Annotated in this window: 14 protein-coding genes, 2 tRNA genes and 1 rRNA gene; 3 read left to right on the top strand and 14 right to left on the bottom strand. The window is 44.8% G+C overall.

Annotated features, from left to right (window positions below; translation table 11 throughout):
• Positions 1–170 precede the first annotated feature (170 nt).
• The 5 genes from ACNAZ4_RS23185 to ACNAZ4_RS23165 all read right to left on the bottom strand — a co-directional run bounded on the left by ACNAZ4_RS23185 (position 171) and on the right by ACNAZ4_RS23165 (position 5854).
• Entirely contained in the window at positions 171–2306 is a 2136-nt protein-coding gene (locus ACNAZ4_RS23185) for an FUSC family protein (RefSeq protein WP_415818559.1), read from the bottom strand.
• Positions 2307–2930: 624 nt separating this feature from the next.
• Positions 2931–4559: a chaperonin GroEL gene (groL, locus tag ACNAZ4_RS23180; protein ID WP_415818557.1), complete on the bottom strand. Its 1629-nt coding sequence runs from the start codon at positions 4557–4559 to the stop codon at positions 2931–2933.
• A 62-nt stretch (positions 4560–4621) separates the two neighbouring features.
• Complete coding sequence (locus tag ACNAZ4_RS23175) at positions 4622–4807, bottom strand: hypothetical protein (protein ID WP_415818555.1); 186 nt, start codon at positions 4805–4807, stop codon at positions 4622–4624.
• A gap of 50 nt (positions 4808–4857) precedes the next feature.
• Positions 4858–5142 carry a co-chaperone GroES gene (gene groES, locus ACNAZ4_RS23170; protein WP_415818553.1) on the bottom strand — a complete coding sequence of 95 codons (285 nt, stop codon included), beginning with the start codon at positions 5140–5142 and terminating at the stop codon, positions 4858–4860.
• 184 nt (positions 5143–5326) lie between these two features.
• Positions 5327–5854 (bottom strand): GNAT family N-acetyltransferase, encoded by a 528-nt coding sequence (locus ACNAZ4_RS23165; protein ID WP_415818551.1) that lies wholly within the window; start codon positions 5852–5854, stop codon positions 5327–5329.
• 248 nt (positions 5855–6102) lie between these two features.
• On the opposite strand from ACNAZ4_RS23165, the gene ACNAZ4_RS23160 reads away from it, so the two are divergent.
• Positions 6103–6834 (top strand): CPBP family intramembrane glutamic endopeptidase, encoded by a 732-nt coding sequence (locus ACNAZ4_RS23160; RefSeq protein WP_415818549.1) that lies wholly within the window; start codon positions 6103–6105, stop codon positions 6832–6834.
• A gap of 3 nt (positions 6835–6837) precedes the next feature.
• Positions 6838–7038, top strand: a complete 201-nt coding sequence (locus ACNAZ4_RS23155) for a YdiK family protein (RefSeq protein ID WP_415818547.1) — start codon at positions 6838–6840, stop codon at positions 7036–7038.
• A gap of 25 nt (positions 7039–7063) precedes the next feature.
• Here the strand turns inward: ACNAZ4_RS23155 and ACNAZ4_RS23150 are convergent, their stop codons facing one another.
• Positions 7064–7720, bottom strand: a complete 657-nt coding sequence (locus ACNAZ4_RS23150) for a redox-sensing transcriptional repressor Rex (RefSeq protein WP_415818545.1) — start codon at positions 7718–7720, stop codon at positions 7064–7066.
• 26 nt (positions 7721–7746) lie between these two features.
• The gene (gene moaC / locus ACNAZ4_RS23145; protein WP_415818543.1) at positions 7747–8241 is read right to left on the bottom strand and encodes a cyclic pyranopterin monophosphate synthase MoaC; all 495 of its coding nucleotides are present in this window, start codon (positions 8239–8241) and stop codon (positions 7747–7749) included.
• Between the two features lie 180 nt (positions 8242–8421).
• Between moaC and ACNAZ4_RS23140 the strand changes: the two genes are divergently transcribed.
• Positions 8422–10350, top strand: a complete 1929-nt coding sequence (locus ACNAZ4_RS23140) for an ABC-F family ATP-binding cassette domain-containing protein (protein WP_415818541.1) — start codon at positions 8422–8424, stop codon at positions 10348–10350.
• Between the two features lie 364 nt (positions 10351–10714).
• Here ACNAZ4_RS23140 and tsaD read toward each other — a convergent pair whose 3' ends face one another.
• The 7 genes from tsaD to rrf form a co-directional block, all read right to left on the bottom strand.
• Positions 10715–11746, bottom strand: a complete 1032-nt coding sequence (gene tsaD / locus ACNAZ4_RS23135; RefSeq protein WP_415818539.1) for a tRNA (adenosine(37)-N6)-threonylcarbamoyltransferase complex transferase subunit TsaD — start codon at positions 11744–11746, stop codon at positions 10715–10717.
• Entirely contained in the window at positions 11746–12195 is a 450-nt protein-coding gene (gene rimI, locus ACNAZ4_RS23130) for a ribosomal protein S18-alanine N-acetyltransferase (protein WP_415818537.1), read from the bottom strand. The genes tsaD and rimI overlap by 1 nt, the downstream gene beginning before the upstream one ends.
• A 13-nt stretch (positions 12196–12208) precedes the next feature.
• Entirely contained in the window at positions 12209–12910 is a 702-nt protein-coding gene (gene tsaB / locus ACNAZ4_RS23125) for a tRNA (adenosine(37)-N6)-threonylcarbamoyltransferase complex dimerization subunit type 1 TsaB (RefSeq protein WP_415818535.1), read from the bottom strand.
• Positions 12911–13363 (bottom strand): tRNA (adenosine(37)-N6)-threonylcarbamoyltransferase complex ATPase subunit type 1 TsaE, encoded by a 453-nt coding sequence (gene tsaE, locus ACNAZ4_RS23120; RefSeq protein WP_415818533.1) that lies wholly within the window; start codon positions 13361–13363, stop codon positions 12911–12913. It lies immediately after the preceding gene.
• Positions 13364–13658: 295 nt separating this feature from the next.
• Positions 13659–13734: transfer RNA gene (locus ACNAZ4_RS23115), tRNA-Asp, on the bottom strand.
• A gap of 25 nt (positions 13735–13759) precedes the next feature.
• Positions 13760–13833, bottom strand: a tRNA-Met gene (locus ACNAZ4_RS23110).
• A gap of 56 nt (positions 13834–13889) precedes the next feature.
• Positions 13890–14005, bottom strand: a 5S ribosomal RNA gene (gene rrf / locus ACNAZ4_RS23105).
• Positions 14006–14010: the final 5 nt, after the last annotated feature.

Raw genomic sequence — 14010 nt, 5'->3', positions numbered from 1 at the left:
AGGCTTCCCAAAAATTCAAGGAATAAATAAGAAGCCTCTCTCTATTTATATTATGTTAGCAGATGATTTTAAAACCTTTGTATGTCACAGTGGTGAAGCAGGACTGAATGGTTCAGGAAGTTACAATTCTAATAATATAGAAAACAAATTTGATATCCAGAGTTTGAAGACTATGGCGTTTTTTCTTCGGCGCCAAGCTCTATCCCAAGCTCAACGATGGATCTATTAATTCGCCACACATAATATAGATGATGGATCAAATCTCGCTGTGCTTTGAACCTGCTGGGCGCAAGCCGTTCAATCAGTTCTCTTTCCCAATCAAGCCGATGGACCGTTTGGGATTCTCTCGTTCCTTCAATTAGGGCTGGAAGGGCATCGAAGTTATCTTTCAGTTTCTGTTCGATGCTTTTGAACACTTCCTCCAGCTCATCTGGATACTCGAAATCTTTTCGATATGAAGAGGCGACCAGATGCCGTGCATAGTAGTTTATCGCCTCGATTATCGTGATCCATTGGCTGGTTGTAGTATCGTGGAAGAGACCTCCCCTCTCAAGGAGAGTTTTTGCTTCATCCCTTATTGTCTTAAGCTTTTGGTCCAGCAGGATGGCGTTCCTAGAAAGCTCCTTGACGTTCACATCCTCTCTGAACCCTCTAACATATTCCAGGACATAATTTCTCAGTTCTTCTAAATAATCATTTAATGCTTCCGAGACTTTATCTTTAGTTTTCTTTGGAAAAATAACCATGGAAACCACAAATGCAATGCCTGCCCCAGCGATAGTGTCGATAACCCTGGCACCTATCAGGGATACGGTAATGCCATTTAGAAGCAGGTCATACATAAACGCAACGAGCATCGTGATAAACATGCTCATCATCGTATAGGAAACTGTAAATAAATAAAAGGCAAAGAAGACGACGACGAAAATCAGGGCAACTTCCAACCCAGTATGGCCAGAAACAAACCTTGCAAGGGCAAAACCCAGAAGCGCGCCAATGATTGTTCCGTACGATCGCTGAAACGCTTTTGTATAAATCCGGCCGATTGATTCAGTTCCGAGCAGCACAATATAAGCTGTTAGCAAAACCCAGTATGGCTGGGCTGGGGAAATAAGCTGGCCAACGATGATTGAAAGTATCCCTGCTGCCAAAGCCTGATACGCCTTTTTCGTCGAAGGCTTCAGGCCGGTATCTTCATCCTTTGAATCTTCTTCTGCTGTTTCTTCGTCTGGAGCTTCGCTATCATCAATAAACGGCTTATCGGAATCAAGAGATTGCTGTAGTGTAATCGCGCCTTCAATGACATGGTTCGAAATTGATTCAATCCTCCTGATCAAGAACAGCCAACCTTCCGTCTCCTGATCACGGTCAAGCATCTCTGTGATAGTAAACCGAAGCGCCTGGACTGCCAATTCGGCTTCCTGCAAATTTTGTTTTTCATAATTTTCTGCAAGCACTTCTGCGTCCCTAAGAGATTCAATCACCCAGACAAGCAGCCTTCTAAGTTCATCTATTTCCAGAGCATCAGCTTTTTTCAGGCTCTGGACCGAATCTGCCAGCGTTTCTATGAGCATACCGGTATCGAAGACATAGAGTCGCAATTGGGCAGGCGTCAAGCCTGGCCATAACTCCTGCACATCCTCTTCGTTTATGTACTCGGAAACAGTAACAGCATAATCCCTGAGCTTAAAAATATTATTCCGAAGGCTCTTCCTTAGCTTTGGGCTTAACTTCCTCTCCTGAATCCCTTTAAGCAAAATCGAAAAAATCAGGTTGCTCTGGATATGGAATGAATGAATGCTTCTTTTCAGGTTTGCGGCCGTTTTTTGAAATAGAATGAAATTGAAGATAAAAGCATATATCACACCAATCCAAATCCCTATATAAAACCAGGGCAGCTGATTGCTGGATAGATTCAGGATAGATGAAAAATAAGTGGTCATAAAACCGATCATGGATAGAGAAAAATACCTGGAGCCATAGCGTGTGAGGTAGAAACTGCTGAATACCAGTGCCAGCAATAGTGCATCAATGTAAAAAAAGTTTCCTGCCAGGAAAGAGCCCGCGGTGATGCCTAACATTGCTGAAACACCCAGCAGCAAGGTGGTAGATTGCTTCTTTTTCTTTGAATCATCCATCACGACCATGATACCCATCATCCCGGTCATTCCGGCGACAATAGACGGGGTAATAAGCATCTGGCCAGTGGCCCGCATGATCATGATCGTGGTGAAAATGGAGGCAATTAGACTTAAGGTAGCTCTCCCCGCCTTTTGCAGTCTTATATATCCCGGATCGGAAGCCAAAAGCCTCCCAAACCAGTAATTCTTTATAAGGAAATTTCTCATTGTCTCACCAATCTTTTATAAGTTGATATTGTTAAATGTAACACATTCTTGATTTTTTATATGAACGAATAGACTTGTTTAATATTAAGACGTTCTCATGATATTTTTTACCCGAAAGGAAGGTGATTGAAAAGCTTCTTAAAAATAAAGTTTTAAATGAAACGATAGTTGAAATTGACATCCAAAGGTGTTGCTTCATATTGAAGGTATGCGTATGTCTCAAAGAGTGGGGTGTTAAGTCTGTATTTAATTCTGCGATATTAAGTAGTCTCTTTATAGATGAAGAAGTAATTGAAGCTTTAAAGAAGCACAAGGAAATTCAGAATGAAGTAATTAACCATTTAGGTGAGAATTATTACAATAAAGGTTTTAACTGCCTGGATAACATCATATTTTCCTTCGGGAGCAGCCATGTTAAAATGTATATCTTCACGTTACTCAAGAAACAAAAAAAGAAGCTCCCCAAAAGTTCAGCGAACTCCTGAGAAGCCTCCGTTAATATCCTCAATGTTAGTAAAATGTTAGCAAACCACTCTCATCTTACTACAAAACCCATTCATATCAAGGGTTTGAGGGCGATAATTACATCATGCCGCCCATTCCGCCCATGCCACTCATGTCAGGCATTCCAGCTCCGCCTTCTTCTGGAATTTCAGCAACTACTGCTTCAGTAGTCAGGAACATTGCAGATACGGATGCTGCATTTTGAAGTGCAGAACGTGTAACTTTAGTTGGGTCAACGATACCAGCTTCAATCATGTTTACCCACTGTCCAGTTGCTGCGTTGAAGCCTGTGCCGACTTCTTCGCGCTTTAGGCGCTCAACGATTACAGAACCTTCAAGGCCTGCGTTGTGAGCGATCTGGCGAACTGGTTCTTCCATTGCACGAAGGACGATGTTAATGCCAGTAGCTTCGTCGCCTTCAGCCTGAATTCCAGCCACTTTGTTGTATACGTTAAGAAGCGCTACGCCACCGCCTGAAACGATACCTTCTTCAACTGCAGCGCGAGTTGAGTTAAGGGCATCTTCAATGCGAAGCTTGCGTTCTTTCAATTCAGTTTCAGTAGCAGCACCAACCTTGATGACTGCAACGCCGCCAGCAAGCTTAGCAAGGCGCTCTTGCAGTTTTTCACGGTCAAATTCAGAAGTTGTTTCTTCCATTTGAACACGGATCTGGTTTACGCGGCTTTCGATTTGAGCGCTGTCTCCAGCACCTTCAACGATTGTTGTGTTTTCTTTTGTAACCACAACTTTAGAAGCGCGTCCAAGAGATGTGATTGTAGCAGACTTAAGGTCGCGTCCAAGCTCTTCAGTGATCACTTCACCGCCAGTCAATGCAGCGATGTCTTCAAGCATAGCCTTACGGCGGTCACCGAAGCCAGGAGCCTTAACAGCCACTGCGTTGAATGTTCCGCGAAGCTTGTTGACTACCAATGTAGCAAGTGCTTCACCTTCAACATCTTCAGCAACAAGCAATAATGGCTTGCCTTGCTGTACAACCTGCTCAAGGACAGGAAGGATTTCCTGGATGCTGCCAATTTTCTTGTCAGTGATCAGGATATATGGATTTTCAAGAACTGCTTCCATCTTGTCAGAATCAGTTACCATGTATGGAGATGCATATCCGCGGTCGAACTGCATACCTTCAACAACATCCAATTCTGTAGTGAAGCCTTTTGATTCTTCGATTGTGATAACGCCGTCGTTGCCAACGCGCTCCATTGCTTCAGCAATCAATTGGCCAACTTCTTCATCAGCAGAAGAGATCGCCGCAACTTGTGCGATCGAAGCTTTGCCTTCGATTGGCTTAGAAATAGCCTTAAGCTCTTCAACAGCTGTAATAACAGCCTTTTCAATACCTTTGCGGATGCCCATTGGGTTAGCGCCAGCAGTTACGTTCTTAAGACCTTCACGGATCATCGCTTGAGCAAGAACGGTTGCAGTAGTCGTACCGTCACCAGCAACGTCGTTTGTCTTGCTTGCTACTTCAGCAACAAGCTTAGCACCCATGTTTTCGAATGCATCTTCAAGTTCGATTTCTTTAGCGATTGTTACACCATCGTTCGTGATAAGAGGTGAACCGAATTTCTTCTCAAGAACCACGTTTCGTCCCTTTGGTCCAAGAGTTACTTTTACTGCATTTGCAAGAGAATCTACCCCGCGAAGCATCGCGCGGCGTGCTTCTTCACTGAACTTAATTTCTTTTGCCATTGTAGAAAAACCTCCTCGGATTTTTAATTTAATATGTTAACCCACTACACTTTTGTTAGTGTCTAGCTCCAGCGCCTAGTCCCTCGAGTCGCTTGTTTAGTGTCGCCTCCTAGAAACTCCGAAACTTCAACTCCGCCGGCAGAAGCAAAAAGCGCTTCTTTGTCGGAGTCTCCAGCTTCTGCGTTTCTGGACAGTCGGCTATACATATCGATTTCGGTCCTGCCAATGAAGTCAAACAACGACTTCACTGTCAGGCCCTCCAGCGCTTGTCGGGCCTGACCAAGGCGCTTCCACTTTTCTATTCCACTACTGCAAGAATGTCGTTTTCACGTAGGATGAGGTACTCAGTTCCCTGGTACTTCACTTCTGTGCCTGCGTATTTTGAGAAGATAATGCGGTCTTCGACTGCAACTTCAAGTGCAACGCGCTCGCCGTTCTCAAGAACCCGGCCAGTTCCAACAGCTACGACTTTACCTTCTTGAGGTTTTTCTTTCGCTGAGTCGGGTAAAACGATACCGCTTGCAGTTTTTTCTTCAGACTCAACAAGCTCGATAATAATGCGATCTCCTAGTGGCTTAATCAAGTGAAACAACCTCCTCAAATTATATGTAGATTTTTTTATTAGCACTCGCCTCATCAGAGTGCTAACACAATTTATATAATAAAGAATCTGGATTTTTTTTGCAAGCGTGAAGCTAAAATTTTTCATGAAAATTCTAACTGATTCTGCTGCTGTCGAATGCTGGGGAAACCTCCCGGAGACAGCGTCATGAATTGATTTGATAGAGGACATGCTTCTTAAGCGGACTGCCCTGATCTACTTTCGGATGGAGAAACGTTTTAACAGGCTTCATACCGATTTTTCTCATTACACTGATTGAAGGACGATTGATCTCAGCAGTAAAACTGACGACCTCATTAAAGCCCAGTTGCTTGAATCCATATTCCAGACAGGCTCTGGCACCTTCTGTTGCATACCCTTGGCCCCAGGCCTCTTTCTTTAGCCTCCAGCCAATCTCTATACACGGGGTGAAATCACCTTCGAAAGTTGCCATGTGAAACCCGAGGAATCCGATAAATTCTTTCGTGGCCTTCACTTCAACTGCATATAACCCAAAGCCGTATTCATTGAACTCGGCTAGCATATCCTGATAAAACCTCTCCGTTTCTGAGGAAGATAAGACACGAGGGAAATACTTCATCACATCCGGGTCTGCATTCATTTTGCAAAAGTGCTCTAAATCTGCGGCAGACCAATCGCGCAAAAGCAGTCGTGACGTTTCCAAATAAACCATTTGAACCTCCGATCATTTTTAAAGAGAAAATTTCACCTTAACAAGTATCTGGTATTCAGGAAATACTAAACCCGGACAACCACATTTTCATCCTGACCCTACAATTTGAACTTTCAAATCATTTACTAGTAGAATATAGAGAGTGCCTAGATAAGCAAAGCTGTCCCCGTATTTTATTTTACAGGCCAGCATATTATTACGTAAAATTTCAGAACATACATTACTGCATTATTAAGGAGTTTTTTCGATTGAAAAAAGAATACTGGTACGTCCTTATTGCCTATATTGTCATGCAGCTTTCAAGCCTTGTGGGGGTTCCAATCATTGCTTTCATCGGTGCCGCGATGGGAAAAAGCCTTGATGAAATGCAAACCCTCGCGATTCCATACTGGCTCGTGATCAGTTTTTCACTGACTCTCCTGATCATCCTGATGATTTTAAGGAAAGAACGAAACATACATGCAGATTTGCGCGAAGCATCTTCGCCGGCAAGCTCGGCGGCCTGGGCTTTCGCCGGGGTCTTTCTGGCCCTGTTCGCCCAGTCGATTGCTGGCAGCATCGAAAGCATGCTTGGAATTGAAATGGGCTCGGAGAATACACAGGAAATCATCAAGCTGATCGAAAGGTTCCCGGTCGTCATCCTCGTCAGCTCGATCATCGGTCCGATCCTGGAGGAAATCGTCTTCCGGAAGATCATCTTCGGCAGCCTGCAAAAGAAAATGAATTTCTTCTTTGCAGCCTTGATCAGTTCCGTCATCTTTGCACTGGCCCATATGGAGCCAGAGCATGTGATCCTCTACTCGGCGATGGGCTTTACCTTTGCCTTCCTGTATGTAAAAACAAAGCGGATCATCGTGCCGATCATCGCCCATGTTACAATGAATACAATGGTTGTCCTGCTTCAATCCGTATTCAGAGAAGACATAGAGAGAATGATAAGAGAAGCAGAGAAAATTCAAAGCTTTATTGGGGGATTTTAAGTCATGAAGCAATCGCCTATGTTCTCAGGCATTGTCTACATCTTGTTAGGCATCTTATTCACCTATTTCGCCATCCAGAATGTCAACGACTCAGGCTGGGGATTTTTCAGTTATTTGCTCGTCCTGCTCGCCACCTTCGACTTCGGCTCCGGCATCAGGATGATCCTGTTTCATTTCAAACTTAAACAAATGCAGAAAAAATAGCTCCTTCAAATGAAGGAGCCATTTTTTATTCTTCTGAGTCACTGTCAGTCGGATAATGCTTCAAGAAATAAATCAATGATTGCAATTCCACTGCCAGATCAATATGATGGATCCTGATAGAAGGCGGCACATTCAGCCTCGCTGGCGTGAAGTTCAGGATGCCCTTCACATTCGCCTGTACTAGTCTGTCCGTGATCGGCTGTGCCACCGCTGATGGCACCGTCAGGATCGCCACCTGGATGCCTTCCTCGACAACAACCTTATCAAGGTCATCCATGTGATAGACAGGCACATCGCCAATCTGCGTCCCTACCTTATCCTGGTCGACATCGAAGGCAATTTCAATTTTCGTATTATTATTTTTGGAAAAATTATAATTCAAAAACGCCGTTCCCAAATTACCGACACCAATCAGCGCAACCTTTGTGAGTTCATCCTGGTCGAGCGTCTTTCGGAAAAAAGTCAGCAGGTAATTCACATTATAGCCGTAACCCTTTTTACCCAAAGCCCCGAAATAGGAAAAGTCCCTTCTAATCGTAGCAGAATCCACTTTTACCGCTTCACTCAGCTCCGCGGATGATACCCTTTGCTTGCCTGAAGAATGCAAGTTCAATAAAAATCGGTAATACAGCGGCAAACGTTTTGCGGTTGCCTGCGGAATCTTCATAGCATCATTCGTCATTCTCCATCCTCCACCCGTTCGTATTTCTATTTTAGCTTCTCATCTCTCTTAAAATCGCCGTTTTTCCCGCCAGTCTTTTCCACGAGATAGGTCTTGCCGATCACCATGCCTTTGTCGACGGCCTTGCACATATCATAGACAGTCAGCGCGCATGCTGACGCTGCTGTTAACGCTTCCATTTCTACCCCTGTATTTCCTTTTGTTTTAACAGCTGCTGCGATATTTAATATATAGTCATTACCATTTTGCTCCCAATCAAACGAAAGGTCAATGCCTGTTAATGGAATCGGGTGGCACATCGGGATGATCTCGGATGTCTTCTTGGCCGCCATGATGCCAGCAACCTGCGCGACTGCCAGTACATCGCCTTTTTTTATTTTATTTTCAGTAATCCTTACATATATATCTTGATTAACGGTAATGCTTGAATGGGCGACTGCCGTACGGACCGTCTCAGGTTTTTCACTGACATCGACCATCTTCGCTCTTCCCTCTTCATTAAAATGCGTAAATTCTGCCATATTCAAGCTCCTTTCAACCAAATAATACACTATTTTCACAAACTTGTGTGTGAACTTTGTTTCTATCTTCACATATAGAGGGGAAATTTTTCATAGCTTGCTCCCTATAGCAGGCCGCACATATTGCCGAGCCCATAGGATTGGGTTACACTATCCCTAAGGCATTAGAGGTGAAAAATAATGATTCTATTACAAGTCAATCAGCTATCAAAATATTTTGCTGCTGATCTTATTTTATCGAATATCAAGTTTGAAATACAGACCAATGACCGTGTTGCATTGGTCGGCCGGAACGGTGCGGGAAAATCAACCCTGCTGAAAATCATTGCCGGTTTTGAATCCCATGATGGCGGCGAGATTATCCGCCCGAAAGGAACGACAATCGGATACCTTGCCCAGAATACAGGGCTGGAATCCGAGAAAAGCATCTGGGATGAAATGCTGGCGGTCTTTGACCATCTGCACAGCATGGAAAAAGAACTGCGCCGGCTTGAGGAAAAAATGTCCGATCCCGGCATCCTGTCGAATGAGTCGGAATATGAAAGAGTTTTGAAGGATTATGACGTTTTGCAGGTCCAGTTCAAGGAAAAAGGCGGTTACCAGTACGAAGCTGACATCCGTTCGGTCCTTCACGGCTTGAACTTCCAGTCTTTTGATTATTCCACAAAAATCTCCACTTTAAGCGGAGGACAGAAAACAAGGCTTGCCCTCGCCAAGCTGTTATTGACACGTCCTGATATTCTGATTCTCGACGAACCGACGAACCATCTGGACATTGACACACTTTCCTGGCTTGAGCAGTATCTCCAGGGCTACGACGGTGCGATTCTGATTGTTTCCCACGACCGTTACTTCCTGGATAAAGTTGTGAACCAAGTATACGAAATCTCCCGTCACCAGCTGATGAAGTTCCCCGGCAATTACAGCTCGTATTTGGAACAGAAGGCCGCAAATTACGAGCGCGACCTGAAGCTATACGAAAAGCAGCAGGATGAGATCTCCAAGCTGCAGGACTTTATCCAGCGGAACCTTGCCAGGGCTTCGACAACGAAACGGGCCCAGAGCCGCCGGAAACAGCTCGAGAAGATCGACCGGATGGACAGGCCGATGGGAGACGAAAAGTCTGCTTCCTTCAGCTTCCAGATCGAACGCCAGAGCGGGAATGACGTCCTGAAGGTGAACACATTGGCCGTTGGCTATCAGAATGAGATCGTTTCAGAAGATATCACTTTTAACCTATCCCGCGGCGACAGCACGGCACTGGTCGGTCCGAATGGAGTCGGCAAGTCGACCTTATTGAAGACCATTGTCGAAAAATTGCCATCGATTGCCGGAAATATCCAGTACGGCTCCAATGTCACAATAGGCTATTACGATCAGGAACAGGCAGAGTTGAGCTCGAATAAAAGGGTTTTAAATGAACTCTGGGACGAGTACCCGTTGAAATCGGAAAAGGAAATCCGCACGGTACTGGGAAACTTCCTTTTTTCAGGCGATGATGTGTTGAAAACCGTCTCAACCCTTAGCGGCGGTGAAAAAGCACGGTTGGCTCTGGCCAAGCTGATGCTGCAAAGTTCCAATTTCCTTATTCTGGATGAACCAACGAACCATCTGGACCTGGACAGCAAGGAAGTGCTTGAGAATGCCTTGATTGATTATCCAGGCACCATCCTGTTCGTATCTCACGACCGTTATTTTATCAACAGGATCGCTACTAAGGTCCTTGAGCTCGACCGCGGCGGGGCAACAGAATTCCTTGGTGATTATGATTACTACGTCGAGAAGAAATTAGAGCAGGAAGAACTTGAGGCCCTTGCGAGACAGGCGGCCATAGCGGCTGGCACGATCACCGAACACGTCAAGCAGGACAAGACCTCCTATCAGCAGGATAAAGAAGCCAAGAAGCTTGAACGCCAGCGCAAACGGCGAATGGAAGAGGTCGAGGCGCTGATCGACAAGCTCGAGGCAGAAGTTGCAGAATACGAAGAATTGCTATGTGACCCCGAAGTATTCCAGAATCACGAAAAAGCAGGAGAAATCAATTCCAAAATCGAAAGCGCCAAAGAAAAACTCGACGAACTGATGGAAGAGTGGACAGAATTGGCATAAATATGAACTAAACGGGCATGAATATGCCCGTTTTTTTGTACTATCCACAGACATTTGTTGATTGTTTGGTTTATCCCGTAAAAAACGATGTGTATATTCTCAATACCAGGACAAATTCATACCGCTTATCCTCAAACTAGGACTATTAAAACAAAGAATTCCGCCTCTTATCCACCAAAAAAAGTCCCGATTAAAACCCGGGACTTTTTGTTCACATAGTTATTCACATAGTAAAGACTGATTTATAGGTTATCCATAGACTTTTCCACATTATCCACAAAACAAGCTTCTTTTATCCACATTATACACAATCACAAGCTGTTTTTGTTTACATATCCACAGAAGAGTCTGACAAAAATAATTTTTAACTGCGACTTTGGTTGTGGATAGTTATCTCCAAACCAGGATTTCCGTTCAATGTCAGTTCCGCTCTCTGCCCTTTATCGTACATAACACTGCCTGCAGCAGCAATCATCGCTGCGTTGTCTGTGCATAAAGAGAGCGGCGGAATTACAATTTCCACATCGGAACCTGCAAATTCTGTGGATAATTTTGCTCTCAAGCCTTTATTTGCCGCAACTCCTCCAGCAAGCAGGACCTGTTTCACCCCATATTCCTTAACAGCCTTTTGCGTTTTCGTGACAAGTACATCAATGACACTCTCCTGAAAGCTTGCCGCCAGCTCTTCAGGGGCAATTTCGTCTCCCCGCTGTTGTGCGTTATGCACAACATTGATCACAGCCGACTTCAGCCCACTGAAGCTGAAATCATAGGACCCTTCCTCCAGCCAGGCTCTCGGCAGGTCAATGGTTGTCTGTCCTTCATGTGCAAGCTTGTCGATATGCGGTCCACCTGGATACGGAAGATTCAGGGTACGCGCAACCTTATCATAAGCCTCACCTGCTGCGTCATCCCGAGTCTCGCCAATCACCTCGAAATGGCCATGCTCCTTCATATAAACAAGTTCCGTATGTCCTCCAGACACAACGAGAGAAAGCAGCGGAAACTTCATCTCGGCAACCAGTCTATTCGCATATATATGGCCCGCTATATGATGGACCCCAACAAGAGGAATGCCATTGGCAAAGGCTAAGGCTTTCGCAGCGTTGACACCGATCAATAAGGCGCCAACGAGTCCAGGGCCTTCCGTCACAGCAATCGCATCCAGATCCTTCACATCCGCATTTGCCTGGGCCAGCGCTTCTTCCAGTACTAACGTAATCTGTTCCACATGGTGTCTTGATGCGATCTCAGGCACCACGCCGCCGAAACGTTTATGGCTTTCAATCTGCGATGCCACGACATTCGCAAGGATTTCCCTGCCATTTTTAACAATGGCGACTGCCGTTTCATCACAGCTTGTTTCTATTCCCATGATTAATTGGTCTTTTGTCATTATAAATTCACCCACATTATTAAAGCGTCTTCCATATTGTCTGTATAATATTGCTTCCTGATGGCCCCTTCTTCGAATCCAAACTTTCGATAAAGGTTTTGGGCTCTTTCATTGCTTACCCTGACTTCGAGCGTTATCCTCATTGCTCCCATTTCGCGTGCAAGCTCGATCACTTTTGCCATCAGCGACTCGCCCAGCTTCATTCCCCTGTATTCCGGCAGCAAAGCTATATTCGTGATGTGTGCTTCATCAACAATGATCCACACCCCACAGTACCCCACAACCTTCTGATCCACTTCCACAACCAGATACTGAGCAAACTGATTCTTCGTCAACTCATTGAAAAAAGCTTCCTTGCTCCAAGGAATAGTAAACGAATTAACCTCAACTGCCATCACATCATCCAGATCATCAACACTCATATTCCGGAAAGTTATCGTTTTATTCATTTTCGCTTCCCACTTATCTTTTAGTCTCTTGCGCTTTCAGCCAATTGGCTTCAGCTTCTGCCAGGCGGATATAGTTCGGGACGAAGGTATGAAGGTCAACAACCTCTTTATCCCTGCCTAACAATGCAAGTTCTGCCGGTCTTGGGTTCAATTCGGTAATCTCAGCGAAAACAGCCTTATTACCAAGCTCCTGCTTAATTACATCCTGATGCAGAGCCAAATCATTGCTAGCAAACAATACCTTGTTGTCCATTTCATTCAAAGCCTTTACCCAATCAGCTGACATCACAAGTTGGTCTTCTTTCGCAATTTCCAACCTTTGATTCTCAAACTTATACAACCCGGTATAAATTTGTCCTCTCCTCGCATCAAAAAAAGGAGATACATAGCCGTCAAAATAACGCCCTGCTGATGCTGCCGCCACCTGAAGGCTAGATACACCTGATAAAGGAATCTTCAGCGTCCACGCCATCGTCTTGGCAATTGTCACACCGATTCGGACGCCAGTGTATGATCCCGGGCCTGCAGCCACAACAATCTTCGATAAATCGCCCGGTTTGACATTGCATTCCTCCATCAGTGTCTGAATCGCCGGCATCACACGGACAGAATGATTCTTTTTAATATTGGAGATATACTCGCCCAAAACCGTTTCGCCATCAAGCAGACCAATACCGAGAACATAATTGGACGTATCTATCGATAATACCTTCATTTAAAAAATCTCCTCACACAATTCTTCATATCGCTTGCCCTTTGGCTCGACGACAACTCTCCTTGCACCATTGTCATCGAGGTACAACTGAAGCAGCAGAAGCTCCTGCGGCAGCTGCGCTTCAATTAAATGAGCCCACTCGACAACTGTCACACCATTACCTTCAAAGTATTCTTCAAAACCAAGATCTTCAAACGCATCTTCCACGCGGTACACATCCATATGATATAGAGGAAGCCGTCCCTGATACTCCTTGATGATCGTAAAAGTAGGACTGTTCACATTCCTCGTGATTCCCAGCCCTTCAGCAAGCCCTTTGGTAAAAGTCGTTTTTCCCGCACCCAAATCTCCTTCAAGGGCAATCACATCACCCTCCTTCAGAAGACCAGCAAGCCTCTTCGCAAAATCCTTTGTCTCTTCCGGCTGCGTGGAAATGAACTGATAATTCGCCATTCCTATATCACCAACTAACAATCAATTTTTATTATGAAAAGCGCATAAGCCTTATTTTTCCCCACCATTTAGCTGAAGCCAATCACCTAGTCATGTTCCAAATGGTTATACTTCCTTAAAGATAAAAAAACCTTAGGATGTCTCCTAAGGATGACGATTCTATATGTAGTTTACACGATTTATCCAGTCCGGGCAAAAAAACCGGTCATTTACCCTTTTAGATAGACCACCCTAAAAAAAAGCAAAAAAAAAACGAAACCCTGTTTCGCTTTGCGATTCTAGTAATCTAGAAAAATGGCGGTCCCGACCGGGATCGAACCGGCGATCTCCTGCGTGACAGGCAGGCATGTTAACCGCTACACCACGGGACCTAATATGTATGAAAAAGATGGATTATTGCGGGGGCAGGATTTGAACCTGCGACCTTCGGGTTATGAGCCCGACGAGCTACCGGGCTGCTCCACCCCGCGTCGATAATAATATATTATTTAAAAAATAATATGTAATCCATTAAATTGTTCAAACAGCCCGGCGGCGTCCTACTCTCACAGGGGGAAACCCCCAACTACCATCGGCGCTGAGAAGCTTAACTTCCGTGTTCGGTATGGGAACGGGTGTGACCTTCTCGCCATCGCCACCAGACTATT

The sequence above is a fragment of the Mesobacillus thioparans genome, from assembly GCF_965138835.1.
GTDB classification, from domain to species: Bacteria; Bacillota; Bacilli; order Bacillales; family Cytobacillaceae; genus Mesobacillus; species Mesobacillus thioparans.
The sequence above is the reverse complement of the archived record's forward strand: the minus strand, read 5'-3'. Positions and strand labels throughout refer to the sequence as shown.